Source organism: Alteribacter keqinensis, assembly GCF_003710255.1.
Lineage (GTDB): Bacteria > Bacillota > Bacilli > Bacillales > Salisediminibacteriaceae > Alteribacter > Alteribacter keqinensis.
Window position 1 is genome coordinate 353,195 of sequence record NZ_RHIB01000001.1, and the last position, 26,543, is coordinate 379,737.

23 protein-coding genes and 1 riboswitch are annotated in these 26,543 nt (G+C 44.1%); of the genes, 13 read left to right on the top strand and 10 right to left on the bottom strand.

Features of this window, described 5'->3' with window-relative positions:
* Positions 1–213: 213 nt before the first annotated feature.
* The 4 genes from EBO34_RS01715 to EBO34_RS01735 form a co-directional block, all read right to left on the bottom strand.
* Positions 214–774, bottom strand: coding sequence for a DUF3267 domain-containing protein (locus EBO34_RS01715; protein ID WP_122896235.1), 561 nt, complete (start codon positions 772–774; stop codon positions 214–216).
* Between the two features lie 180 nt (positions 775–954).
* Entirely contained in the window at positions 955–1,554 is a 600-nt protein-coding gene (locus EBO34_RS01720) for an HTH-type transcriptional regulator Hpr (RefSeq protein WP_122896236.1), read from the bottom strand.
* A 349-nt stretch (positions 1,555–1,903) separates the two neighbouring features.
* Positions 1,904–2,977, bottom strand: coding sequence for a 3-phosphoserine/phosphohydroxythreonine transaminase (serC, locus tag EBO34_RS01725; RefSeq protein WP_122896237.1), 1,074 nt, complete (start codon positions 2,975–2,977; stop codon positions 1,904–1,906).
* A 428-nt stretch (positions 2,978–3,405) separates the two neighbouring features.
* On the bottom strand, positions 3,406–3,846 hold the full coding sequence (locus EBO34_RS01735; protein ID WP_122896239.1) for an HIT family protein: 441 nt from the start codon (positions 3,844–3,846) through the stop codon (positions 3,406–3,408).
* A gap of 173 nt (positions 3,847–4,019) precedes the next feature.
* Here EBO34_RS01735 and EBO34_RS01740 point away from each other — a divergent pair, with 173 nt between their 5' ends.
* The 4 genes from EBO34_RS01740 (at position 4,020) to EBO34_RS01755 (ending at position 8,026) form a co-directional block, all read left to right on the top strand.
* Positions 4,020–5,198, top strand: coding sequence for an MFS transporter (locus EBO34_RS01740; protein WP_249414049.1), 1,179 nt, complete (start codon positions 4,020–4,022; stop codon positions 5,196–5,198).
* Positions 5,199–5,270: 72 nt separating this feature from the next.
* Positions 5,271–6,017, top strand: coding sequence for an ABC transporter ATP-binding protein (locus EBO34_RS01745; protein ID WP_122896241.1), 747 nt, complete (start codon positions 5,271–5,273; stop codon positions 6,015–6,017).
* A complete protein-coding gene (locus tag EBO34_RS01750) occupies positions 6,010–7,230 on the top strand; it encodes an ABC transporter permease (protein WP_122896242.1) in 1,221 nt (406 codons plus the stop codon). Before EBO34_RS01745 ends, EBO34_RS01750 begins: the two co-directional genes overlap by 8 nt.
* A gap of 55 nt (positions 7,231–7,285) precedes the next feature.
* A complete protein-coding gene (locus tag EBO34_RS01755; RefSeq protein WP_122896243.1) occupies positions 7,286–8,026 on the top strand; it encodes an EcsC family protein in 741 nt (246 codons plus the stop codon).
* A gap of 205 nt (positions 8,027–8,231) precedes the next feature.
* Here the strand turns inward: EBO34_RS01755 and EBO34_RS01760 are convergent, their stop codons facing one another.
* The gene (locus EBO34_RS01760; protein WP_122896244.1) at positions 8,232–9,425 is read right to left on the bottom strand and encodes a M20 metallopeptidase family protein; all 1,194 of its coding nucleotides are present in this window, start codon (positions 9,423–9,425) and stop codon (positions 8,232–8,234) included.
* Positions 9,426–9,512: 87 nt separating this feature from the next.
* Complete coding sequence (locus EBO34_RS01765) at positions 9,513–10,241, bottom strand: cytochrome c biogenesis CcdA family protein (protein ID WP_122896245.1); 729 nt, start codon at positions 10,239–10,241, stop codon at positions 9,513–9,515.
* A 169-nt stretch (positions 10,242–10,410) separates the two neighbouring features.
* Between EBO34_RS01765 and EBO34_RS01770 the strand changes: the two genes are divergently transcribed.
* The 8 genes from EBO34_RS01770 (at position 10,411) to hemH (ending at position 19,856) form a co-directional block, all read left to right on the top strand.
* The gene (locus EBO34_RS01770; protein ID WP_122896246.1) at positions 10,411–10,917 is read left to right on the top strand and encodes a type 1 glutamine amidotransferase domain-containing protein; all 507 of its coding nucleotides are present in this window, start codon (positions 10,411–10,413) and stop codon (positions 10,915–10,917) included.
* A 360-nt stretch (positions 10,918–11,277) separates the two neighbouring features.
* Positions 11,278–13,461 carry a transglycosylase domain-containing protein gene (locus EBO34_RS01775; RefSeq protein ID WP_249413970.1) on the top strand — a complete coding sequence of 728 codons (2,184 nt, stop codon included), beginning with the start codon at positions 11,278–11,280 and terminating at the stop codon, positions 13,459–13,461.
* A gap of 175 nt (positions 13,462–13,636) precedes the next feature.
* Positions 13,637–13,822, top strand: a complete 186-nt coding sequence (locus EBO34_RS01780; protein WP_142996762.1) for a hypothetical protein — start codon at positions 13,637–13,639, stop codon at positions 13,820–13,822.
* Positions 13,819–14,994: a GerAB/ArcD/ProY family transporter gene (locus tag EBO34_RS01785; RefSeq protein ID WP_122896248.1), complete on the top strand. Its 1,176-nt coding sequence runs from the start codon at positions 13,819–13,821 to the stop codon at positions 14,992–14,994. The genes EBO34_RS01780 and EBO34_RS01785 overlap by 4 nt, the downstream gene beginning before the upstream one ends.
* The gene (locus tag EBO34_RS01790) at positions 14,987–16,168 is read left to right on the top strand and encodes a Ger(x)C family spore germination protein (RefSeq protein ID WP_122896249.1); all 1,182 of its coding nucleotides are present in this window, start codon (positions 14,987–14,989) and stop codon (positions 16,166–16,168) included. The genes EBO34_RS01785 and EBO34_RS01790 overlap by 8 nt, the downstream gene beginning before the upstream one ends.
* Positions 16,169–16,184: 16 nt before the next feature.
* Positions 16,185–17,723: a spore germination protein gene (locus tag EBO34_RS01795; RefSeq protein WP_122896250.1), complete on the top strand. Its 1,539-nt coding sequence runs from the start codon at positions 16,185–16,187 to the stop codon at positions 17,721–17,723.
* A 135-nt stretch (positions 17,724–17,858) separates the two neighbouring features.
* Positions 17,859–18,899 carry a uroporphyrinogen decarboxylase gene (hemE, locus tag EBO34_RS01800; protein ID WP_183163668.1) on the top strand — a complete coding sequence of 347 codons (1,041 nt, stop codon included), beginning with the start codon at positions 17,859–17,861 and terminating at the stop codon, positions 18,897–18,899.
* An 18-nt stretch (positions 18,900–18,917) separates the two neighbouring features.
* Positions 18,918–19,856, top strand: coding sequence for a ferrochelatase (gene hemH, locus EBO34_RS01805; protein ID WP_122896252.1), 939 nt, complete (start codon positions 18,918–18,920; stop codon positions 19,854–19,856).
* 199 nt (positions 19,857–20,055) lie between these two features.
* Here hemH and EBO34_RS01810 read toward each other — a convergent pair whose 3' ends face one another.
* From EBO34_RS01810 to EBO34_RS01825, 4 genes are all read right to left on the bottom strand, one after another.
* A complete protein-coding gene (locus tag EBO34_RS01810) occupies positions 20,056–21,186 on the bottom strand; it encodes an acyl-CoA dehydrogenase family protein (RefSeq protein ID WP_205167559.1) in 1,131 nt (376 codons plus the stop codon).
* A 122-nt stretch (positions 21,187–21,308) separates the two neighbouring features.
* Positions 21,309–22,130 carry a MetQ/NlpA family ABC transporter substrate-binding protein gene (locus tag EBO34_RS01815; RefSeq protein WP_122896253.1) on the bottom strand — a complete coding sequence of 274 codons (822 nt, stop codon included), beginning with the start codon at positions 22,128–22,130 and terminating at the stop codon, positions 21,309–21,311.
* The gene (locus EBO34_RS01820; RefSeq protein WP_122896254.1) at positions 22,127–23,539 is read right to left on the bottom strand and encodes an LLM class flavin-dependent oxidoreductase; all 1,413 of its coding nucleotides are present in this window, start codon (positions 23,537–23,539) and stop codon (positions 22,127–22,129) included. Before EBO34_RS01820 ends, EBO34_RS01815 begins: the two co-directional genes overlap by 4 nt.
* A gap of 169 nt (positions 23,540–23,708) precedes the next feature.
* A riboswitch (SAM riboswitch) is annotated at positions 23,709–23,819 on the bottom strand.
* Positions 23,820–24,097: 278 nt separating this feature from the next.
* Positions 24,098–25,051 carry an agmatinase family protein gene (locus tag EBO34_RS01825; protein ID WP_122896255.1) on the bottom strand — a complete coding sequence of 318 codons (954 nt, stop codon included), beginning with the start codon at positions 25,049–25,051 and terminating at the stop codon, positions 24,098–24,100.
* 313 nt (positions 25,052–25,364) lie between these two features.
* Between EBO34_RS01825 and EBO34_RS01830 the strand changes: the two genes are divergently transcribed.
* On the top strand, positions 25,365–26,489 hold the full coding sequence (locus EBO34_RS01830) for a sensor histidine kinase (protein ID WP_122896256.1): 1,125 nt from the start codon (positions 25,365–25,367) through the stop codon (positions 26,487–26,489).
* Positions 26,490–26,543 lie beyond the last annotated feature (54 nt).

Here is a 26,543-nt window from a genome sequence, read left to right on the forward strand (position 1 = left end):
GCCCATTCTAATTTATTTACACCATAGTGCATGAAAAAAGGAATGGTTTCTTTTTTGACTGAGTAATGTGCGAGTCCGCGGAAACGGAGTGTATACTGTTCAACCAAGCTGAATGTTAATGAATGGTTATTATATTCTTCCTAATTCTATTTTTAGAATAGGCTGATGAAAAGAGCGAATAATTAAGGCAAAGTCAAAGCCTCGTAACTCAGGTTACGAGGCTTTTTTGTCTGTCAGTGCAGGGTTCTCACAAAGGATGTGAAAGCCATCATTGTATTCTTCTACAAATGAATGACGCGGTGCTTTCCGGATGTGTTTGAAATACAGAAAGTCGTGCATACATATCCCGATATTAAACGCAGACATAAGTGCTGCGTAATGAAGCAGGTGCGGAAAAAGAATGGATACCATAATCGCACCGGCTGTAATAAAAACCGCCGGGGAGCAGATTGCTAAAATCGATACCCGCTTAGGCAGTGGCTGTTTAACAGCGAAGTATAAAAAAGGCCATTCGTTCATTCTGATTCCCATAATGGCTTTTTTCCCAAGCATCCAAACAGGAATGCAGTGAAGAACCATGTGAAGGGGAATCACGGCTCCCAGACAAAGAATAAGAACCGGGGCACCGTAGTCCACTAAAGGCACTTCAGTAATAAACGTTTTAAAAACAAGAAAATACAGCAGGAAATAAAAAAGCATCATCATACCTGATAAGATCCATAGTCTGAAACGGCCAATGTCCTGCGTGATCGATACTGTTTTCCAGCAATTCATCTGCTCACCTCCTCTTGATGTTACTCTAGTAATTTAAGCCCTGGAGCAAAGAAAATCAAGGGGTTTTTAAAAAAAATATCACTTGATTTTTGTAAAGCGCCGGTTACTTCTTAAAACAGTAAAAACCGCTCCTGTAAAAGGAGCGGTTCGGATATCCGGATAAGTATAATTAGTCGTTGGTTATGTGGATGTACTCTGATGTTTAACAGCAGCTTCACCGTTTTTTTCTACAGGAGCGAGTTTACCATCAACTTCAGTAAAGTCACTTTCGATTTTTGAAAGTGATTTCTCAAAGATCGCCATAAAATCGGGACCGTAAATATGCTTAACGATGCTTGTAATCTCAGAAAATTCCGGGAATTTTCCGTATAACTCTTTAATTGGCAGAGATCCGCTGTATACCCCGTAGCTTTCGGGATTGTAGTTTTCCAGTGTTTTGAGGAGAAGCTCTTCTCCATCATCTGTCAGGAAGACATACGTGTTTCTTTTGTCATTCTGGCGCTTTGAAAATGTAAGTAGTCCTCTTTCTTCCAACTTCTTGGAAAAGTTAAAGGCTGTAGATACATGCATCACACCGAATTTTGCAATGTCCGATATGGAGGCGCCTTCCAGTTGGTATGAAATTAACAGGATGTGGTGCTCATTAATATTCAATTCATAAGGTTTAATCCATGCCTGCCAGTCCTTTTCAATCGACTTCCAAAGTGCTTTGCTTAATTGAGCCACTTTATGACTGAACATGATGGACTGTTTAATGGATTGTGATACTTCAGTATCCATAATTCCCCTCCATCTTCAAGAAAATCCATAAGAAAATAGTTATTTTCTAAAAATTCATTATTTTTTTAGGAAAATGATATCTAAATCATAACATAGAGGAAAACTGTTTAACAATACCGTATCTGTATTTTCTGAAAATTATCACCGACGGACTGGGGCGGGGATAATAAAACAGCGTTTGTATGGCCTCAGGGACTGCTGTGGTGGACAGTATGGCAAATTTCTAACAAAAGACCCAACCGGATTGTACTGTACCATCCGGCTGGGTGTATTACCGTCATTTAAAAAAGGATGATTTTCAAACTTGATATATGATAAGGGAGTAAATACATTCCTATTATAATTTTATTTAACAGGAATGGTTTTGACGAAAGCTGATCATGAAGTCATGCAATGCGTTGGCGGATTGAAGTGTAACAGCGTTGTAAAGAGAAATTCTGCATCCGCCAATCGAACGGTGTCCTTTAAGCCCAATAAATCCTTCTTTTTGTGCGTGGGATAAAAACTCCTGCTCCAATTCAACAGATGGCAGCCTGAACGTGATATTCATTGTGGATCGGCTCAGTGTATCAGCGTGAGGCTGATAGAAATGATCCGATTCATCCATCATTTTGTATAGGGAACTTGCTTTTTGCGCGTTCGTTTCATAGATCTTTTCCACGCCTCCCTGCTTTTCGAGCCAGTCCATCATTAACCCCATAGTAAAAATGGAGAAGGTGGGGGGAGTATGATAAAGAGAGTCTTTTTTCTGATGGGTCGAGTATTGAAGAATTTTTGGAATACCGGTTTCGGCTTCCTCAAGCCAGGCTTTTTTGACGATAACAACGGTTACGCCTGAAGGACCTGCGTTTTTCTGTGCTCCCGCATACATGAGGTCAACTTTTGACCAGTTAACGGGCCGGCTGAATATATCGCTGGACGCATCAACGCATACAGGAAAATCATGGTGGTGCTCAGGTAGGCTGTACCACTGTGTGCCGTAGATGGTGTTGTTTGATGTAAGGTGAAGGTATGCGGTGTTGTCTTCAGGCTCCCACGTATGTATTTGGGGAATGGACCGGTACTGATTATCAGCGCTGCTCGCATAAACGTATGTATCTCCGCATCTGCTGGCTTCCTCCAATGCTTTCTCGGACCAGGCTCCTGTGAGAACATATCCTGCTTTTTTACCAGGTGTTAAAAAGTTCATAGGAAGCATGGCGAACTGAAGACTTGCACCACCCTGAAGGAATAAAATATCATAACTGTCCGGCACGGAGAGCAGTTTCTTTATCTTTTCTTTTGTTCCGAAATGAATATCCTCATATTCTTTGGACCGGTGGCTCATTTCCATGACAGCCAAATCAGGTGAGAAGCCTTCTTCCTTTGCTCTTCTTTTGACTTCTGCAGGCAGGGCAGCAGGCCCCGGGTTAAAATTATACATACTAACACTCTCCCTCGCTCATTGATCTCTCTCGATATGTGATTCTTCATAATTATGATAAATCCTTTAATCAACAGTCAGTTTCCATGTGGTTTTTTATGTTTCTTTTCATAAGCTTTTTACTCTTTTTCACGCACCATGGTGAAAAAATGAAGATAGGTATTCTGTGGCAGTACTGGCAAGCCTCCTCGGGCTTCGTCCTGCGGGGTTTTGTCCAGCCCCCACAACAACAGGAGTCTCGGGCACTTCGGCTTCATGATTTCTTTTGTAAAAGCAACTATATTTCCGGAAACAGAGTTCTCAAAACAGGGTTAATGTTGATGAAACTTGGGTAAAATCCGCTTTCCGCAGGGGGGCGTGTGTTCAATTTTTAGATAGAGGATTACAAAAAGGTCCCGTGCAATCACGCACAGAACCTTCTTTGACTATCAGGAAAGATCTACGCGCTGTTTCACTTTCCCTGCCATATCGGCAAGCTTCTCCTGGGAGTATTCACTTCCGTGTTCTTTCCACACAGCACCAAACCCGTCTCCTTTTCCGTAGCGGGGAATTAAGTGAAGGTGGTAATGGAAGACAGACTGTCCCGCCTGTTTTCCATTGTTATTAAGAATGTTCAGTCCGGCAGGCTCAAATTCCGCTTTAAGTGCATTAGCAATTTTAGGGACTGTTGCAAACAGGGTGCTTGACGTTTCTGCTTCCATTTCAAAAATGTTTTCTACATGATTTTTGGGAATGACAAGTGTGTGCCCTTTTGTAACCTGACTGATATCAAAAAAAGCAACTGCATTCTCATCCTCGTACACTTTTGCTGCAGGAATCTCTCCCCGGATAATCTTACAGAAGATACAATCGTCAACTGTGTGAGGCATATCTCTCATCCTTTCAAAGATAATGATCTGATCCGTTTCTGGGACTGATCTCAGGTGTGTATGTACAGATTGAGATTATTTTAACACAGAAAAGGGACAAACCAAAAAGGGCATGTCTAAGTGAGTGATCTGATTCATAGATTTGGAATTGGGGGGAGATTTGTGTGGGGAATATGACTTTATCGAAAACGAAACAGAAGCTGGCACTCTTTTTGCTCCTTTTTTTAATTTTTACAAGTATGCATATGCAGTTTCCGGTTTTAACCCCGTTCGCCGTCAGCCTGGGGGCTACGAGTTTCATGATCGGTCTTATGCTTGGTGCTACTTCTTTTGTTAATTTGGGAGGCAATCTGATTGCCGGTATTTTTATAGACAGAGCGGGACCAAGGAGGTTCATCATTATACCTTTACTGCTCCTGGCAGTATCTTTAGCTCTTCATTTTTTTGTGGCTGATGTAACGCATTTGTTTATTCTCCGGATGATAAACGGTTTTCTTCTCGCTTTTCTTACCCCTGCATGTATGACACTTTTATCGTCATTTGCTGACAATAGAAGAGAGCAGAGTAAAAACATGGCCGTCAACACGCTTATGGTGACTGTTGCCATGGCGGTTGCACCTTTCATAGGGGGAAAAATCGGTGAATGGTTCGGGGCATCGTGGACATTCGTGGCGATTTCATTTGTGATGATTGCGGCTTACTTCCTTGCTGGGAGGACAATACAGTCCAATCTGATTATCAGGTCGTATAGGAAGGAGCCCAGCTACCAGTCACTGATTCAATTAAGGCTGTTTCCGGTTTATATAACAGCCTTTGGCATCATGTATGCACAAGGAACACTTATGTTTGAGCTGCCTTTTTTGTCAGTGGAAACGGATTTTTCAAAAGGGGATGTAGGAATTCTTGTAAGTATGGTCGGGGCCGGGACCCTTATTTCTCTCGCTTTGTTTTTTATTCACTGGATTAGTCCCTATGTACGCATATTTCTTGGTCTGGCCATGATGTGCATAAGTTTCGGCTGGATTTTATTTTATACGAGTCACATCCCGGTTGCGGGGCCCCTCCTTCTGTTCGGTGCGGGTACAGGCATTGTCTTTCCGGCTATGATGACAATGTTAACCGAAAGGATCCCGGAAGAAGCAAGGGGGAGAGGGTTTGCATTACTTTCAGCTATTTTTTCCCTGGGTACAATTACAAGCCCTTTCGTTGCGGGAATGGTCAGGGATTTTATCTCTCCTTATTTTATTGCATGGATTGTGCTCATGATTGTAGTTATGGTTATGGGACTATTAGAACAGAATGGAGAAGAAGGGACTGCTCCTGCACCTGTGGCGGAATCTCTTTTCAGGTAAATGCTTTTCTCGAAGGTTCAGTTTCGATATAGTAAAGGATAGAACAGATCGAATAATTAAAGGAGACTGGTCATGGAAAAAGTGATGGAAGTTTCAGGGCTTACAGGGGGATATCAAAAAAGTAAGCCGGTTTTACATGATATAAATTTCAACATACGTCCCCATGAAATTGTGGGGCTTATCGGGTTGAACGGAGCAGGCAAGAGTACGACAATCAAACACATTCTGGGGTTGATGGAACCCCATAAAGGAGAAGTTCGGATTCAGGGTAAGACAATGGCAGAGAACATGGAAGAATACCGAAGCCGGATGGCATACATACCCGAGACTCCTCTTCTTTATGAAGAACTGACATTATGGGAGCATCTTGAGCTGACAGCCATGGCTTACGGGATTGAAGAGAAGGCGTTCAAGGAAAGAGCGGACAGGCTGTTAAAAGAATTCCGGATGGAGAAAATGATCCGCTGGTTCCCCAGTCATTTTTCCAAAGGAATGCGCCAAAAGGTCATGATCATGTGTGCTTTTCTGGTAAACCCGAAACTGTACGTAGCTGACGAACCGTTTGTAGGGCTTGATCCTTTAGGGATCAAATCCTTTTTGGACCATATGACGGACATGAAGGAGAAAGGGTGCGGCATTTTAATGAGCACTCATATTCTTGCTACTGCCGAAAAATACTGTGACCGCTTTATCTTGCTTCACGAGGGGCGGATCGTAGTGAAAGGGACGATGGAAGAGCTGAGAGAGCAGCTGAACCTTCCCGGAGCCGATCTTGATGATATCTATGTTGCTGTGACCGAGGAAGGCCGCCATGAATAATGTACAGGAGCTGTGGAGCAGCCGGCGTGCAGAATATTGGGGAATGGCAATAAAATACTTAAGGCTCATAGGTAACAGTGGATTTTTGTTTACGATTTACCTCCTGTTTATTTTCGGAAGCTATTATTACGGAGAATTCCTTATGTGGCTGCCTGAGGACTTTCCTGTTGTATGGGTATTTATTCTGTTATTCACATGGCTTGTAACGAGAGGACGGGTCCGAACATTTGTAAGAGATGCTGACCTTGTCTACCTGCCGCCGCTGGAAAGCAGAATGAAGCCTTATTTCAGGTCTTCCATTCTTTACAGCTGGATGATGGAAACCTTCTGGCTTGCTTTGCCTATGCTGATTCTTGCGCCTCTCTTCTTTCACCGGCTTTCAGATTCGGGGACCCTCCTGCTTACGCTTCTCCTTTTGCTGAGCGGACTCAAACTCTGGAACCTGGCCGCAGGATTTGAAGAACAAAGATTTCAGGAATCCGGAAAGGTGATCATTCATACACTGTTGCGGACGGTGATTAATTTCAGCGCTGTTGTGGCTTTATTTTCTTTCCAGCCTGTATGGATTGTGGCTGGACTTGCCGGAATCCTGATCGTCCTGTATGTTCTTTACTTTAATAAAGTGAATAAGACTCACGCTGTCAAATGGGACCGTCTTGCAGAAATTGAGGACCGGACTGTGATGACATTCTACAGAGTTGCAAACTCCTTTACAGATGTCCCGCAGCTTAAGAAGACGATTCGTCCCCGTGCTTATCTTAATGCTCTTTTTGGGGGTATTAAATATAATCAAAAGAATACGTATCTTTATATGTACAGCAGATCGTTTGTGCGCTCGAATGACTACTTCGGCATTTTTGTCAGGCTAACGCTCCTCGGCAGCCTGTTCCTGTCCATTGTGACACTGTCGTGGGGAATCTGGCTGATAGGCGTCCTATTTATTTATATGACGGGGATTCAGCTCAAAACCTTAAAAGCGCACTTTAAAACAAACCAGATGATCGATCTCTATCCTGCAGCCATTAAGAATAAGAGCCGGGCACATGTTACGCTGATGAATATTCTACTCGCTTTTCAGGTTATTGTATTCTTCGGTGTAACAATGGCTGCCCACGGCCCTAAAGAAGCGGTTCCTGTACTTATTGCAACGGGAGTACTGGCATTTCTGTATCCAAACGTTCTGTTGAAAAAGCAGCAGGATGCGGTGCAGTAGTGTTCGTTTAGTCAGTTAAGAGGATTGAATCTCTTGGAAAGGAGCCGGACCCCATATGTCCTACATTGATCAGGTTACCCGCGAGATGGACCGGTTTGAGAGAAAAATCTACCGCAAGCCTTCCATGCCGCAAGCGCTGGCCAGAAAATGGCAGGGGAAAGTGAATAATAAAATCCCGGAAAAAATTCACCAGACTGTTTCAGAGAGTATCAGACATATGATCCGGGCCACCCTGACTGGTTCTTCTTATCTTTCTGATCAGAAGCTCGTAACATCGGCCAGTTTGAAAGAGCGTGAGGCTATTCTTGAAGAACGGAAAACAATGTATAAAAGAACAGCTGCAGTTGAGGGAGCCGGAACAGGGGCAGGGGGGATTCTGCTTGGCTTAGCCGATTTTCCACTTTTGTTAAGTATTAAGATGAAATTTTTATTTGATGCAGCAAAAATTTACGGTTACGACGTAAACGACTATGGAGAACGGCTTTATCTGCTTCATGTTTTTTTGCTGGCGTTTTCAAAAGAGAAATCGCGAATACAATGCTATGAACGGCTTTTGAACTGGGAAGAAGAAGCGGAGAAACTCCAGGTGGGAGGGAAATCATATCAGGCTCTTGACTGGAAGACGTTTCAGCTTGAATACAGAGATTTTATTGACCTGCCAAAAACGCTTCAGCTCATCCCGGGATTCGGAGCCATTGCAGGTGCCTGGGCAAACTATCATTTTCTGGACCTGCTCGCTGATAACGCACAGCATGCATACAGGAAAAGATGGCTGTTAAATGGAAAGCTCCAATAAAGCATCAAAGGCAGCATCCAGAGGTGATACGTCACCTGAGGATACTGCCTTTTTAATTGGCTCTTTTATACCCTGAAGTTGATTTTTACTCCTTAATTAGTGTTCCCTTTCAAAAGAAGCGAGCTCCGTGGAAAGCGAAAGCATAATAGTAGTATCAAATCTATAGGTCAAATCAGAACGAGTACTGTTGAAAATGCAGAGGGGCTTATACATTCACGGCTTTTTTGTCAGCCCCTACATAATGAAAAGCAAGTGTAGCAAGTGACTTCGCTGCAATTACCATTGCCCTCTCATCGAAATCGAACTTAGGGTGGTGATGAGGGTACGGGTTTTCCGTATCAGGATGCTTGGCGCCGGTAAAGAAAAAAGCTCCCTTTGCGTGGTGAAGGTAGTAGCTGAAATCCTCGCCGCCCATTTGCGGTTTGGCATGCTCCACTTCAGTGACTCCATCAACAGATTGTAATACCTGTGCCGCCAGACGGGCCTCATCTTTATGATTAATCAGTGCAGGGTATCCTTTAGCATAGTGAAAAGAGATATCAGCACCGGTGCTCAGAGCAGTCCCTTCAGCAATTTTCTTTATTTCTTCCTGTATCTGCTCCTGGACGTTTGCATCAAAAGTACGGACAGTTCCGATAAGTTTCGCGGAATCTGCAATAACGTTGAATGCATTTTTAGCTTCAAAAGACCCGACACTCACGACAGCAGGATATAATGGATCAATCCGTCTGCTTACAATCTGCTGCAGGGATTGTACGAGCTGGGAACCAATGACAATAGAATCTTTCGTATCATGGGGCTGTGCGCCATGACCGCCTTTTCCTTGAATGGTAAGCTCGAACCGGTCAGCTGCTGCCATTAACGCCCCTTCGTTATACTGAATCTTTCCGATTTCTTCAGTGGCCCACAGGTGGGTTCCGAAAACAACATCAACACCTTCCATGCAGCCGTCTTCTATCATGGCAATGGCGCCGCCTGGAGCCTGCTCTTCAGCGTGCTGATGAATAAATTTGATCGTACCATGGAGTTCATTTTGTTGTGAGGACAGCACTTTAGCAAGTACGAGCAGGGTTGCCGTATGACCGTCATGACCACAGGCATGCATAACGCCAGGGACAGTTGACCGGTATTCCACATCTTTTGCATCTTCAATCGGGAGGGCATCAAAGTCAGCGCGAAGAGCGACAACAGGGCCGGGGTGAGCTCCTTTTAATGTTGCAACCACCCCGCGTCCGCCGACTTTTGTCTGTACTTCCAAACCGAGTTTTTCATGATAATTTGCAATGTAGTGCGGGGTTTTTACTTCCTCAAAGGAAAGCTCCGGGTATTTGTGTAAATGGCGGCGGATCTCCACCATTTCATCAAATTGGTTTTCAAGTGCCTGAAATATTTCTTTCATTGATTAAAAATCCCCTTTCTCAATTTAGAATGTTCAGAAAAAATAAGGTATGAAAACACCTCTGTCTTTTGGACAGAGGCAGTTTACTTAAATACCAAAAGGAATATAGTTTGCAAGGTACGCAGAAATGCGGTTGAACAGGCCTGTGAAGAGCATAATTCCGAGGATAATCATAACAACTCCGCTCGATTTTTGTATAACAGGCAAATAGCGGTTCACATTTCGCATTTTGTTTAATGACTTAGAGTATAACAGACCTGCCAGTAAAAATGGAATGCCTAATCCTATTGAATAAATAAGAAGCAGTGTCATTCCACCCCACATTGTGCTGCTTGAAGAAGCGAGGGCAAGGATAGATCCGAGCACAAGTCCGATACAAGGTGACCAGGCTGCTGCAAAAACAAGCCCGAAAGAAATGGATCTCAGAAAACTTGCGGCCTTCTTCGGCTGGTGAAACCGCTTTTCTTTCATAAGGAAAGAAAAGCTGAATACGCCTGTAAGCTGAAGACCGAAGAGGACAATTACGATGCCCCCCAGCTGTTCTAAAAGAGTCATATTCTGGATGAAGATCCGGCCCACGAATGTAGAAGAAGCACCGAGCACAAGGAAGATGGACGTAAACCCGATGATGAAACCAATACTTCTGGAGAGGATTAACTTCCGGTCTGCTGCAATTTCGTTATTATTTATATTCGCTCCGGTGAGCTGGGCGAGAAAAGCGGGAACGAGTGGAAATACACAAGGAGAAAGAAACGAAATAACTCCTGCAAAAAGCGCAATCCACATCGATAGAAAACTAACTTCATTTATAGTCATGCCAAACCTCCGTCAAGGTGAATTTCCTGTTTATCCTATCTCATTATATTCGTTTTACAATCATTAATAAACCTTGTCACAGGATTGTTGGAATTACCAAGGAATGTTTTGGTGCGTAACTGAGAGGGTAAACCGTGACTATGATTTAAGAAGAAAGGGTGAAGTGAGAATGAGTAAAATTGCCTGTGTACTTACAAGTATGTTTGAAGATTCCGAGTATACCTCACCGGTAGAGGAGTATGAAAAAGGCGGTCATGAGATCATTGTGATTGGTCCTGAAGCGGGGAAAAGCTTTGAAGGGAAGAATGGGGAAGTAAAGGTGTCTGCGGACATAGCCATTGAAGATGCAAACCCAAACGATTATGACGCTCTGTTTATACCAGGAGGTTTTTCCCCGGATATCTTAAGAGCTGATGATCGCTTTGTTACTTTTGCAAAGCATTTTGTTCTCAATGACAAACCGATTTTTGCTATATGTCACGGCCCGCAGCTTCTGATTACAGCCGATGTACTCAAAGGAAGAAAAGTAACCGGTTTTAAATCGATACAAGTGGATCTGAAGCTTGCAGGAGCCAATGTGTTTGATGAAGAAGTAGTCGTTTGCGGCAATCTGGTTACGAGCCGGACACCTGATGATCTCCCGGCATTCAACCGCGAGAGTGCTAAATTACTATAATGAAGTGAGAAGGCCGCCGGGGGAACCGGCGGTCTTTGTTTCAGATGGTAATCAGGAGCAGAGGTGTCGATTTTTGACGAATTCTTTATATACACTCTAAAGTTCTGCATAAACGGTTCAAAAGTCTGCATATCCCGCCTTAAACTCTGCATAAATCCTCCGAAACTCTGCATAAACTTCATATTACTTAAAAAAACCCCTACTACACTCCCTGAAATCCTCCTGATGAAACCTTTTAAGCCAAAACGCGTATATAATGGTGTAATAAACCGTGACAAACTACTTAATTCAGCTCTCATAACACATAAAAAAACAGTAAATACTATAAAACACCAAATCTCACATAAAGGGGGAGAGGCATTGAGAAGAAAACGGAGAATCAAAAAGACCATAACGCTTGCGGCGATGGGGCTCTGCATCATGATTGCACTGGGACTGACAATGTACTTATCCATACTTATATACGGATATTATGCCATCGATAATAAAAAGCTTGTTATGAATGAAGCAAGTGTACTCATAGATGAAAACGGCAATGAAATTACGAAACTGTTTGAAGAGAACAGGCAGCTTGTAACAAAAGAAGAAATTCCCGATCATGTAAAGGAAGCTTTTATAGCTGTGGAAGACCAGCGTTTTTACAGCCATCAGGGTATTGACTTCAGAGCAATCGGACGAGCTTTATACCGTGATATTGCAGCCGGAAGCAAAGTGGAAGGCGGAAGCACAATTACACAGCAGCTTGCCAAAAACACATTCCTTGATCATGAAAAGACATTTATGAGAAAAACGAAGGAAGTTCTCATTGCTGTCAACCTTGAGTCCCGCTATTCAAAGGAAGATATTCTGGAAATGTACTTGAACAGAATCTATTTCGGACATGGGGCCCATGGGATTCAGGCAGCAAGTGAGATGTATTTTAACAAGCATGTGAGTGAGCTTACCGTAGATGAGGGGGCGCTGCTGGCAGCACTTCCGAAAGGGCCGAATGCCTACTCACCAATTAACAATCCTGAAAGAAGCAAACAGCGAAGGGACCTTGTTCTCGCCTTAATGGAAAGACAAGGGTACTTAACGGCAAATGAAACGGTCCGCCTTCAAGGAAAAACCATTCCCGAGACAACACACACAATAACAAGGGATCCCGCCTACGCTTCCTATGTGGACCTTGTACTGGAAGAAGCACAGGAACGGTTCAGCCTCTCACAGGAGGAAGTATTAAGAGGAGGCTATACCATTGTCGTCCCGATGGATAAAGATATGCAGAAAGTGTCCTATGAACAATTCCGGGACGATCAGTTCTTTCCGGAAGGCGGGGCTGAACAGGAAGTCGAGGGAGCCTTTGTCCTTCTTGATAATGAATCAGGCGGCGTTATTGCTGCTCAGGGAGGTCGGGATTACACGAGCCAGGGGCTGAACCGGGTAAATTCAAAAAGACAGCCGGGTTCGACTTTTAAAATTCCAGGTGTCTATGCCCCTGCCCTTGAGACCGGGGAGTTTACACCGTACAGTCTTCTCGAAAATGAAGAAAATGTGGACTTTAGCGGGTATACGGTGCAAAACGCAGGAGGCAAGTATTCAGAAAACCTGAGTATGTATGACGCAATCAGACATTCAGCAAACGTACCAGCGGTATCTGTTCTTGACCAGATTGGCCTATCCGCTTCGAAGGCATATTTGGAAAGACAGCAGGTTGAACTGGATGATGATGGACTGGCTGTGGCGTTGGGGGGACTCCATCAGGGGGTAAGTACGATTGAACTGGCATCCCTATACGTTCCTTTCTCCAATGGGGGAACCTATTATGAACCATACTATATCGAAACCATTCTCGATCGTAACGATGAAGAAGTTACGGGATCGGACCTCTTTAGTGAAGAAGTGTTAACAGCACAAAACGCATGGCACCTTACCCGTATGCTGGAAGCAGTCGTAACTGAAGGGACGGCGACGGCAGGTGAATATGACGGAGCTCTTGCGGGGAAAACAGGGACAACTTCTTTTACAGGTGCAGAGGGGGCTGCGAGAGACTTGTGGTTCACAGCCTATACACCGGCGTTCACCGGTGCTCTGTGGATGGGGTATGACAATACGAATGAAAATCATTACCTTACCGACTCCAGTGCTGTGCCGGTTACCCTTTTTAAATCAGTGCTTTCAAAAGCAGCTCAGACAGGAATCATGGAAAACCATGCATTTGAACTGCCTGAAGGACTGGAAGACCTTGAAGAGCCGATTCGTTTTGTTGATATTCACGACCTTAATGCCGAAATAGCCGTGAGCTGGAGCGGTGCTCATGTTGAGCTCAACTGGACAAAAAGTGACGATGAGAGGCTGCACTACCGCATTTATGAAATCGAAGGGACCAGTATGAAAGAAGTAGGAACAGTCGTTGGGGAAAGCCGATTTACTGTAAAACGTGTGAATCCTTTCTCTACTAATGAGTATGTGGTCGTTCCATACAGTCCTCAGACACAGCTTGAAGGACCGCCTTCAAATCATACAGAAGTAAGCTGGAGTCTCTTTTCCAGGGACGCATCATAAATAGATTGATAGAATATCGAATGTATTTTTCAGAGGCCGGATCATAAGGTGGAACTTTTACCTTATGATCCGGCCTCTTTTTTCGTTGCGCTTAACTCATAAAAAAGGCGATTCTGTGAAAAATAAGGAAAAATCATCGTTAAATTGAAAGGAAAAAACAATGTGGCAGGAACTGATGGATCGTTTTTTAGGTTTTCTTCCGGCAAGAGGAGCTCTTATTTCAGCAGCTGTGTACGGTATTGTCTGTTACTCTTCGTTAAAAATCTCCGAAAAAATGACATCATCCTATTCTCTTCCTTGGCAGAAGGAAGAGAATCGTAAATTTCGGGAGAAGATGAAAAAGATGGAGGAGAAAAAATGAAAACACAATCATCCGATCATTACACGATGTCTCCTTTAGAATTATCTGTGACTCATGTTTCTTTTACCATCGGAGCAGGTATTCTGACTCTGCCTCGAGCACTGGTTTCAGTGTTGGAGAGCTCTTTCGGGTGGATATCCATACTGTTTTGCGGGTTATTGATGGCTTTGTTTGTGACGGGGATTGTCCTCCTTCACAAGCGCCTTGCAAAAGAATCTCTGTTTGACTATTTTGAGCGGTCCCGTCACTTGAAGTGGCTCGGAAAAGTATTCTCTCTGGCCTTTTTCGTCTATTTTCTTTCCTTTTTTTCTATTGAAGGGCGTATTCTTGCAAACGTTGTTCACATCTATCTTCTCAATCAGACGCCTTCAGAAGTCATCTTTCTCATGATGCTTCTTGCAACGACTTACGCCTGCAGTAAGGGAATTGAAGGAATTGTTCACATCAGCCTGATGTATTTTCCTTTTGTGATTCTGGTACTCGGTATTGTTGTATTCATGAACTTGGGAAACTTTGAAGTAAATGAGCTCAGGCCCTTCATAGGGAGTGAAGTTGTCCGAGCGTTTGATATCAGGCATTTATTTTACTTTTTTCTCGGGTTTGAAATCTTTTTCTTTCTCCTCAAGTATGTAAACCCCCTTGATGCCACCGGGAAAAAGCAAAAGAAGAATAAACCTCTTAAGATTTATTTGGCAGGAGTACTGGTGGTTGTACTTCTATATTCTGCAGTTTCCGTTTTCTCGTTTGGGGTTCTTACAGTCGAAGCTACAAAGATACTTCCGTTCCCAACCATTGAATTATCAAAAGAAGTGGAGGTCCTGGAGGGATTGATTGAGCGCCTTGAGCCCCTTGTGATTGTGATGTGGATCATGACTATTTTTAACACAATGGCCATCCTTCAGTTTATTGCTGCTGACCTTTTCCATTCACAATGGACGCCGAAAAGTAACGCCAACACCATTGCCTTTATTTTTGGGCTTTTGTCGTTCATACTCAGCTTTTCTCCTGACTCACTGATGCAGGTGCTGTCTGTTTCCAACTGGGTCGGGTACGGGGGGATTGGAATCATTACGCTGCTTTTGATTACAGGGTTTGCTGTGGTTAAAAAGAATAATCGAACCACTAAAGGCCCTCCATCTGAAACCACCCCCGGGAGTGAGATGAATGGGTAAAAAGCTGATCGTCATTAATGTGTTGCTCCTGTTGCTTTCAGGGTGCTGGGACAGAACGGAAATTGAAGAATTGGGCTTTGTTATATCCGCAGCTGTAAACAGTGTGGACGAGGAATCTGAGGAATTTGAGCGCGGTACAGATAAGCTTGCTACAACCTATCAAATTGCCATACCAGGGCGGATGGCTGGAGGTGCAGAAGAAACAGAAAGTAGTGAAAAGCCGTTTTTCACAATAAAAACAACGGAGAAGACAAACTTCAGCTCAAACAGAAATATTCCTTCACGCAGGAGCCGTCGGCTGACTTTTGAACATTTGAAGGTCCTTCTTCTGGATGATGATCTGGTTCAACAAGATATGCTGAAATATACGCTTGATTTTTATATACGAGATCACGCAATGCGAAGAAATACAGAGATTTTCGTAGTCGAAGGAGAGGCTGACGAAGTGCTGTATGATGACCGGCCCCCTGACCCTCTGACTGGACTTGCTCTTCAAAGAATAGTGGAAAATGATAGTAGCAACTTGTCCATGATCGAGAAATCAACCATTTCAGACATCACGAACAGCCTTCTGTCCAAAAGCAGTTTTGTGGTGCCCAGAATCATTGAAAGACAGGATACCTCCTATTGGATAAGGGGGGGAGCGATTTTCAATGGAGATGGTGAATATGGAGGGTGGCTTACGGATGAGATGGCCGTTGGCTATAACATACTAGTAGGGGATATGAAAAATGGAATTGTACAAACGTCTCTCGACAACCCAGAAGAAATGTTTGTATTTGAAACAGGGAGAATGAGGGCTTCAGTGGATGTGCAGGCAGGTAAAGAGAATACTCCCGTTGTATACAATGTGAGTCTTAAAGCTGAGGGAGCACTGGTAGAGAGCTGGATCGAAAGGGAAGATTCTGTAACTCAGGAAAGCTTCAGAGAGATGGAAGGAGCCATAGAAAAATACATGGTTTCACAAGCAGAAGCATTTATTGAAAAAGTACAGGGAGAACTATTTCTTGACTTCATAGGGTTCAGTGAAAAACTCAGGATTCAGGAGTTTGATCTGTGGCGGCAGTTGAAAGATGAGTGGGAAGGTCCTGAAGGGCATTTTAAGGATGTAGAAATTAATATCTCAGCAGATGCACGAATCCGCCACTTTATGACAAAAGAACGGGCTTTTTAAGAAAGGAGGTGCCTAATTGTTTAAGAAACTGTTTAAAAAGCTGAATGAAGATAATGTCAGAGCAAGCGATGAATATGATATCCAGATAACTGATAACCTTGACGAAACAAAAGAGACCCTCGATAAGATCATAGCAGAAAGCGATGATGTCGTAGTTAAGGAATTCAGGATTGCCAAAAAGCGCAGAGCGATAGTATACACGATTGACGGAATGACGAACATGTACGCACTTGAGCAAGGTGTAATCCGGCCTCTGATAAACTTCAATGAAGAACTTCCCAAAGAAAAGAACGACAAGAAGTTTATCGAGAAAATAATGCAGGATACCATTTTGTTTGCCGAGGCTGAAACCACAGAAAGCATTGACGAAGCAATTCTTGGATTTATGAGCGGTCAGTCACTCCTTGCAATCGACGGCGTTCGCACATTTTTCATTATCGATGCCCGCCAGTTTGAACAGAGGGGGCTTTCAGAACCTCAAAGTGAAATTCTTGTACGGGGGCCGAGAGAAGGATTTAATGAAGTTCTTCATACGAATGTCATGCTTGTAAGACGGCGTGTGAGGGATCCGAATTTCGTCTGTCAGTTTGGGCAGATCGGCCGACGGTCGAAACGTGATTTTGCCCTTATGTATATAAAAGGAATTGTTGACCCTAAACTTGTAGATGAAATGAGGTACCGACTTTCATGTATTGACACGGACGATACAGAGGAGTCAGGAAATATCGAACAGCTGGTCGAAGACAATGTACTTTCGCCCTTTCCGCAGGTTCTCAGAACAGAGCGGCCGGATAAAACAGTGAGTTCGCTCATGAACGGGGGCGTTGTCGTGTCTCTGGATGGGACACCGTTTGCCCTTCTTGCTCCGGTGACATTACAGTTCCTGTTTAAATCACCGGAAGATAATTATGACCGATGGCAGATTGGGACGCTTGTTCGCCTGCTCCGTTATGTCGCAGCGTTTATTGCGCTGTTTCTGCCAGCCATATACATCGCGATGGTTTCTTATCATCCGGGTATGATACCGACATTACTTGCTGTTTCCATAGCCGGAACCCGGGAGGGTGTTCCTTTTCCATCTTTTATTGAAGCCTTTGCCATGGAGTTTACCCTTGAACTTTTAAGGGAAGCGGGGATAAGATTGCCAAGGCCGATCGGTCAGACAATCGGGATCGTAGGCGGGCTTGTTATCGGTGATGCCGCCGTCAGGGCAGGGATCGTAAGCCCGATTATGATTATTGTTGTGGCACTTACAGCCATTTCATCTTTTTCACTCCCATCCTATAACGTCAGTATTACGTTTCGGATGCTTCGTTTTGCGTTAATGATTATAGCTGCAGGATTTGGGTTGTATGGTATTGTTATCGGTTTTATCTTTATTACTATTCACCTTTCAAGTTTGAAAAGTTTTGGGAACTACTATATGAGTCCGTTTGCTCCTATCCGGATCAGAGACTGGGCAGATTTATTTTACAAAAGCCCCCTTTCAGGCCAGAAGAAACGGCCGCAGGTACCAAATACGTATGACGATACAAAAAGTAACTGGACAAAGTAGGTTTTCTTTAGCGAATTTATGACAATTGAGCCCTTGAACTGTACTTTTTGTCAAACCATTAGTATATTTGTAACGACTGTAATTTTAAAATTGTGCTAAATAGACGAAAGAGTTTACATAAGAGAGGTGCTCCCTATGTTTAATGATCGGTTTTTAAAAGCTGCAAGAAAAGAAGAAGTGGACCACATACCAGTCTGGTATATGAGACAGGCAGGAAGGTCCCAGCCGGAATACCGCAAAATTAAAGAGAAGTATTCATTGGAAGAAATTACGAAACAGCCCGAACTCTGTGCCCGGGTCACGAAGCTCCCTGTGGACCAGTACGATAACGATGCTGCGATCCTCTATAAAGACATTATGACTCCTCTTCCTGCTCTCGGTGTGGATGTGGAAATTAAAAAAGGTATAGGCCCGGTAATTTACAATCCGATAGAATCAATGAAAGACGTTGAGCGTCTTGGTGAAATTAATGCGCCAGAGGATGTCCCATACGTTCTTGAGACCATTAAACTTCTCCGTGAACAGCTGAATGTTCCATTAATTGGTTTCAGTGGGGCTCCGTTTACACTGTCGAGCTATATGATTGAAGGCGGTCCGTCCAAAAACTATAATAAAACAAAAGCAATGATGTACAGCCAGCCGGAAGCATGGTTCAAACTTATGGACAAACTCGGTGATATGGTTATTGCCTATACGAAAGCACAGGTAGATGCCGGTGCACAGGCGATCCAGATCTTTGACTCCTGGGTAGGTGCGCTTAATATTAACGACTACCGCATGTTTGTTAAGCCGGTAATGGAACGGATCTTCACAGAGATTCAAAAAACAAATGTACCGGTTATTACATTTGGTGTCGGAGCCCGTCACCTGACGAAAGACTGGCATGATCTTCCCGTTGACGTAGTTGGCCTTGACTGGCGTTACCCGATTGCTGAAGCAAGAAAAGACGGTATTACAAAAACCGTTCAGGGTAACCTTGATCCATCGATCCTTCTTGCTCCATGGGATGTTATTGAAGAAAGAGCCCGTGAAGTACTGGATCAGGGTCTTGAGCAGCCAGGTTTTATCTTTAACCTTGGTCACGGTGTATTCCCGGAAATCAAGCCGGAAACATTAAAGCGCCTGACCCGCTTTGTCCATGAGTATTCAGCAGACAAACTATCCAAATCAAACTAATTGTTGGAGGCGTTGGCAATGAAAGAAAAATACGGTTTGCTCGTAATGGCTTACGGTACTCCTAGAAGTTTAGACGAAGTAGAGCCTTATTACACACATATCCGGCGTGGGAGAAAGCCTTCAGAAGAGGCTCTTAATGACCTTACAGAGCGCTATGAAGCTATCGGCGGAATTTCTCCACTCGCAAAAATTACGGATGAACAGACAGAAAAGCTCGAAGCAGAATTGAATAAACGTTTCAGTGACTGCGAGTTTAGAGCGTATCAGGGTCTGAAACATATCGATCCTTTTATTGAGGACGCAGTGCATCAGATGAAAGAAGACGGAATTAAAAAAGCGGTCAGTATTGTGCTGGCGCCTCATTATTCCACGTTTAGTGTAAAATCTTATAACGGCCGTGCAAAAGAAGAATCAGAGAAAATCGACGGCCCGGTGATCTCAAGCGTGGAAAGCTGGTATGATGAGCCTAAGTTTATCGATTACTGGGTTGATCAGGTGAAAAAAACAATGGACTCTATGGACGATGCTGAACGTGGAAAGAGTGTTGTCATCTTCTCGGCACACAGCCTGCCGGAAAAAATTCTTCAAAACGGTGATCCTTACCCGGATCAGCTTAAGGAAACCGCGAGATTGATTGCTGAGAAAGCAGGAATTAAGAATTATGAGATCGGATGGCAGAGTGAAGGGAATACTCCTGATCCTTGGATTGGACCTGACGTTCAGGATTTAACCCGTGACCTCTATGAAAAAGAAGGCTACGAAGCGTTTGTATACTGTCCTGTAGGATTTGTAGCCGACCACCTCGAGGTTCTGTATGATAACGATTTCGAATGTAAAGTCGTTACAGACGAACTGGGCGTGTCCTACTATCGTCCGGAAATGCCGAATGCTAAGCCGGAATTCATAGATTGCCTGGCTACAGTGATTGAAGAAAAATTAAAAGAGACAGACCGTTAAATTATTAGACCGCCCTGTTGAAAGTAAATGCGCAGGGCGGTTTTTGTATTGTGCGATGTAAAACCGAGATGTTGATTTTATTACGGCTCATTGTTCGTCGAATTAGGGGCGTTGTTGATCGAGTTTGCTCTTTTGTTCATCGACTTGCTTTTAAACGTCTTCTTAGCCGGGGAAGGAGAAGAGCCGTCCCAGGAGTCTCCTATCCCAACCCTTTCCGTCCAATATTCACAAGTACAATATCATCCGACGGCGGATTATGCAGCCCGGCCCGGACATCACGAAAATGTCGCTGCAGGGGGCTTGTTCTTGAGAGGCTTCTGGCACCGATGACACGCATAGCCAGGTCCACCACACGGTTTGCACTATTAGTGACTACATACTTTGTTGCGGCAAGTTCGGATGCTGACTCAGGCCGCTTTTCCGGTTTCTGTTCCCACTTATCCACTGTGCCATAGAGCACGTGGCGACATGTAAAAAGCTCCAGGTCGATCTCACCGATTTTCCGCTGGACTTCCGGTGTGTCTTTGATCGGCCCGGGCAGAGTGGAGGGGCTGAAGCTTTGTGCGAACGAAACTGCTTCATTTCGTGCGGCAGTGGCAATTCCCAAGTATACAGCGGGAACTTGCAAATACCAGCTTTCAGGTGAAGGTTTCCCAGAGTGTGTGAACAAGAGATCTTCCCCTTTAATATGGACGTGATCGAGGTAAAGGTCGTCACTTTTAGTTGCTCTCATGGAGATTGTGTCCCAAGTTTCCCTGACGCCTACGCCTGGAAGCCTGTGATCAACAAGAAACGTACCTTTCGTATCCGTCCCGCTGATTCGGGCTGTGACAAGAGAATAATCAAGTGCCACAGCCATAGAAGTGAACGATTTTGTTCCGTTGAGAACCCATCCACCGTCTTTTTTGACCGCACTTGTAGATGGCAACCCTCCTCTTGAAGGACTTCCCGTTATTGATTCAGTAGCGGCCTGATTCAATAATATCTGGTCATTTACGACTTTTCTGCATAACTGTTCGAAAGCCCTTCCCCGCCAGTTCTGTTTTTCCCCGGCTTCCAAAATTACACCGAGGTGCCACCCGAGGGACAAGGCAGTAGCGCCGTCCCCGGTCGCGATCAGCTCCTGGAACTCAAGGAACTGCCTGAGAGTTAAGCCCTCACCACCGTATTGCTTAGGTACGGTAAGAGCTAAAAAGCCGGCTTGCTTTAAGTCGTTGAAGTTTTCCTTTGGGAACAGGTTGTTCTCATCGTAGTAAGCAGCCCGGTCGCTGAATGTTTTGGATAGTTCTTCTGCTTTTCGTAAAATAGGAATCGTATCTGCAATTGCCATCGGGGTGTCCTCCTTCATTTTTATCCATAGTTGAAATAACCTCAAATAAGCCATTCGATAATAAAAGCTCATCTGGTTAACGTTTGCCTGAGCGAGGTGGCCCAAAGTCCATCCTCACAGCATCAATCTTCCATCCAGTCCGGGCGGTTGAACCCTTCAAAGTCTTCTTCGATGACTTTTTTAAAGGCGTCTGATTGAACGGCAGTTTTTATGTCTTCTACAAACTGTTCGTCAAGGTCTTCAGTCCGTACCACAATCTGGTTCTGAATTTCCGGCGGCATATTATCTACAACCAGGGCATCGTTCAGATCCATTCCTCCAGCAAGGGCGAAGTTTCCGTTTACTGCCGCAAGATCAAGAGAATCGAGGGACCTTGGCAGGTTCGCGGCTTCAATTTCTTTAAACTGCAGGTTCAAAGGGTTGCTGGTTACATCTGCCGGTGAGGCACGTATCGGGTCTGCGTCTTCACTGATTTCGATCAGGCCGGCATCGCGAAGAACTGTCAGTCCCCTGGACAGATTTGTCGGATCATTGGCCAAGCCAATCGTACTTCCTTCTTCAATCTCCCCGAGTGAATCGTATTGTTCAGAGTAAATGCCGATAGGGGCTGTCGGAACAGGAATGACAAGAGACAAGTCCATGTTACGGGTTTCGGTAAAAGCCGATAGATAAACTTCATGCTGATAGAGATTGGCGTCGAGAGACCCGTCGTCCAAGGACAAGTTTGGTTGGACGTAGTCACTGAATTCGACAATGCGCACATCGTATCCCATCTCCTCCAACGTGGGTTGAACGGCCCATTCAAGCATCTCTGTATAAGGAACGGTTCCCCCTAATACGAGTTCTTTTCTTTCTTTACCTGCGCTTTCATCTTCGCCGCACCCGGCCAGCAGTGCTGCCCCTGCCAGGAATGTGGCTAAAATACCTGCGTGTTTTCTTATCATCGGACCGTCTCTCCTTTCAATTTAAGATCTTTTTTCGTGACTTTATAAGCATAGCCAGGATGATCTTCGGGCAGGTCGGCATCGGTGTGTTCAAAAATCTTTTCTCTCAGAGTGCCTTTTTTATATTCTGTTTTATAAAGCCCTCTTGCTTGGAGTTCAGGAACAACGAGGTCAACAAACGCTTGAAGATCACCAGGTGAAACAAGGTGGTTCAGGTTAAAGCCGTCCACTCCTGAAGCTTCGAACTGTTTTTGAATTCCATCGGCTACTTCTTTTGGGTTCCCGACAATGCAGGTCTCCCGGTCAATGTGTTCAAACCTGCTTAGAACCTCGCGGATGGTCGGTTTCTTATCCCGATTACGGTCCACGGTTGCTTGTTTGTAGTGAGCGTGTTCCGTTTTTTTGAAATCAAAGGGAAGATCCTGATCCAGAGATTCGTAGAAAGCCAGGTCATGCCCGCTCGCTCCTGAGAACTGGGCTTTCGCAGAATCGACACTCCACAACTGATCGTACTCAGCGAATTTTTGTTCAGCTTCCTCTGTGGTAGGGGCAACTACGACATTTAAAAAGGAGAAGAACTTCAGGTGATCAGGATTCCGTCCAATCCGGCGGGCCTGCTCCCGAATATCGTCAATGTATTCCCTGATTTTTTCCGGTGTCGGTCCTCCTACAAAAATACATTCGGCGTGTTTAGCGGCAAATGCCCGGCCTTTATCCGACGTGCCCGCCTGGTAAAGAACCGGCGTCCGCTGAGGGGAAGGAGCACTTAAATGGGGACCGGCAACATTGAAAAACGTTCCCTGGTGATTAATTTGATGAACTTTTTCTGGATCCACAAGTGTCTTGTTATCCGAGTCTTCAACAACCGCATTGTCCTCCCAGCTTCCTTCCCAGAGCTTATAGGACGCTTCCAAAAACTCGTCAGCAATCGTGTAGCGTTTGTCGTGGCGGACCATGTCGCTCAGGCCGAAGTTCCTTGCTGCATTGGGCAGGTAAGAGGTGACCACGTTCCAGGCAATGCGTCCGTCGGTCAAATGGTCAAGGCTTGAGAATTTCCTGGCGTTAGTAAAGGGCTGTTCATAAGTTGTGCTCACGGTGATGGCAAAAGATAAATGCTCGGTCACACTTGCCATAAACGGAACCACGTAGGATGCATCTATTGCCGGAACTTGAAGGCCGTCCCGGATGGAGGGGGAACCGCTTTGTCGGTAAGTATCATATACGCCCAATACTTCAGCGAAGAATACAGCGTCAAATTTTCCTTTCTCAAGAAGCCTGGCTAGTTCCGCCCAGTAAGCAGGATCCGTGTATTCCCGGTGCCTTCTGCTTTCTTTGTGTTTCCAAAGTCCGTGAGAATTGTGCATCGCACTCGTCATGTCAAATGCATTTAAAATGATTTGTCTGGTCATTGTTAAAAACTCCTTTTATAATTTGAATTAATTATTCTCATATGTATACTTGGTTTAATTTCAAAAAGATGACATCGCTTATCTCCTTTCATACGAGTAAAATAAAAAACCCTCTTCCAAATAAGAAGAGGGTTGTGTAAGTACGGGAATGCGCCCGACTGTTCAACTCTTCCTATCTTCCGGAGCATTCTCCGATGGATTTAACACCTTTCAATTCCATTGAGGATTGAGGTTGTTGAAGTTTCACAGGGCCATATCCCTCCACTTCTCTTGATAAAAAGAAACGATATTCAGTTGGAAGATGCTGCTAACGTGATATTAGATAACAGTTTATCTGAGATAGTCAGACTATTCAATGATTATTTCGGACCATATTGTGAGTAGTGATTTCCTGGTGTAAATACCGGAGAATGAGCGAGAGCGAATATACAGTTCAAAAAAAATACCGTACGCTACACGCGTACGGCTCCTTACAGGGAGAGGAAATATGAGAAAGTGGGGGAGTTATGGTAGTTATATACCCGGCTTAAACAAGTCTAAACCTTTTTTTGAAAAAAATTAGTTATTTTTCTTGAAGTGTATGTTTCCTGCGAGTGCATAAAGGACAATCCAGGATGCGAAATGAGAGCTGAAATCTGTTGCGTCCTGCTGAGGATAAACCTCAACAAAGTCCATGCCGCCAACACCACGTTTGCATACTTCGTAAATGATTGTCAGGAGTTCATAGGATGTGAGCCCGTTGCCATCTGCCGGCCCGCCCGGATTAAAGGCGTGGTCGAGGACATCACTGCAGATGCTCAAATAAACAACATCGGTTTCTTTTGCAGCAATGTCATACACTTCGTTTGCGAATTTCCGCAGGTCTTCTGCCTCACGGACATCATTTACAGTGAGAGTGGTGGCTCCGACTTCTTTTGCAAGCCTCCCGTTTTCTGCTTTGTTTCTCGGCCCGTGTATACCGAGGTGTACAAGGCTTTCGTTACGGACGCCTTCCGTTTCATATAACCTGTAAAAAGGTGACCCGCGTCCGTAGGGGTCGCCCACAGAATGTTCGTTGTTGTCATAATGGGCATCAAGGTGTATGATGCCGACCTTCTTGCCGGCTGACTCGGTAAGCGCTTCAATAATCGGATAGGTAATGCCGTGGTCACCGCCGAGTGCAATAGGAAAAGCACCTGTACTCCAGATTTTTTTGGCAAACTCTTTGATTTTATTTTTCGTATCCTCCGGCTCGGCAGGTGTTACTGCAACATCTCCCATGTCACCGAGTGTCACATGTTCAAACACATCAATGTGATCGAGTTCCGGGAGGTATCCGCTGTACCTGCCGGAGGAGAGCCTCATTACTTTGGGGCCGAGTTCACACCCCGTATAATCGCCCCAGGTGACAGCTCCTTCCCAGGGAACACCATAAACGATGGCGTCAACGTCTTTAACAGATTCAGGAGATTTTACGAGGTTTTTTGCACCTAAAAAGCAGGGTGTATTACCGTAGATCATTTTTTCAGACATAGTTCAGAGCCTCCTTGGAAATTAAGGTTACTTATTAAATATAGCCGTTCCGTCTAAGGGAAAAACCATCATTTTATTATTTTTACGTTTCTGCAACAATGGAGTAACTAAGAGTAACACTCCTATTATGATTTGGTTTCAAGTTGAACATGCATAGATCCTTACCTGACAACAGGTGTCAAAATATGTCGAAATGACAGAAGTGACCGCGGAATATGGGGAAGAGGGATTTGATTTGTCGGTAAATTCAGTGGGACAAGTAAAGTAATATCCCTTATACTTAGTAAAGGTAAAAAAAATAAGGGGAATAGTCATGGACACAAAATGCACAAAAACAAAAACAGTTGTCTTGTTGCTGGCTGAAGAGAAGAGAAGTATTTTAAAGTCTGTGTTAGTAAAACTACCTTATTACCGGCATGCTCAGGACGAACGGGTAAAGGAAAAATTATCAGAACTTTTTGACACTATGATGGAGTTTTTAGATGGAATCTCAGACGATAATCTCACTGCCTGCGGGCGGGATGTAGCAAAATTCCGTGAAGACAAAGGTGTAAACTTTGAAGAGTTTCTTAATTCATTCGATGAGACCAGGTTTGTTGTTGCGGAATATATAGAAGCACTGCCCATTGAAAAAAGTGAAAAGAATGAAGCGCTGCTGCGGCTCAACGAATTCTTCCTGTTAATTCAAAAACAGACGTGCCTCCATTCGGCTCACCTGAGTAATATTCAATTAAAAAAGAAAGAAGAACTCCTGCATTCTCTAGAAGAAGACAGGATGGAGATACTCGGAAGAATTTCCACCAGTTTTGCCCACGAATTCCGTAATCCATTGACGTCTATTAAAGGATTCGTGCAGCTTCTGGAGAGAAGAATGCCTGAAGACTTGCATGAAAAAGCATACATTGACTATATCAATCACGAAATTGAAGGACTTGAGGAGAATGTAAATCAATTTCTCATGCTGTCCAATACAAAAAATCACCAGGATGAACTGTCAGAAACAATCTGGTTTCATCACCTGTTATTATCAGTAACTGAAGCTTTCAGACCAGTTTGTTCTGAAAACGATATCAGACTGACACTTGAAATATCCGATACGTTAATTACAAAGGGATCGGAAGAACAACTGAGGCTCGCTGTAATGAAAATCATTCATAATGCAGTGGATGCCCTCATGTATGTCAATCATGAACGGACAATCTTTATCAGAGGGCAATTGGAGGATAATCTCAATAAAATCTACATCGAGAACAACGGTCCGAAAATACCCGACTACCTTTTGGAAACGATCTTTGATCCTTTCGTAAGCACGAAAGAATTAGGAAAGGGTCTGGGGCTGAGTGTGTGTAAGCAGATAATTGAAAAGCATGGCGGGACACTTCAATGTGTATCCGGCAAAGAAAAAACCACTTTTGAAATCTGTCTTCCCTACGGCTGAGAATCTGGAAAAAGCGTGTTTTTTAAAAAATGATATGCTATGATAAAATGTAGT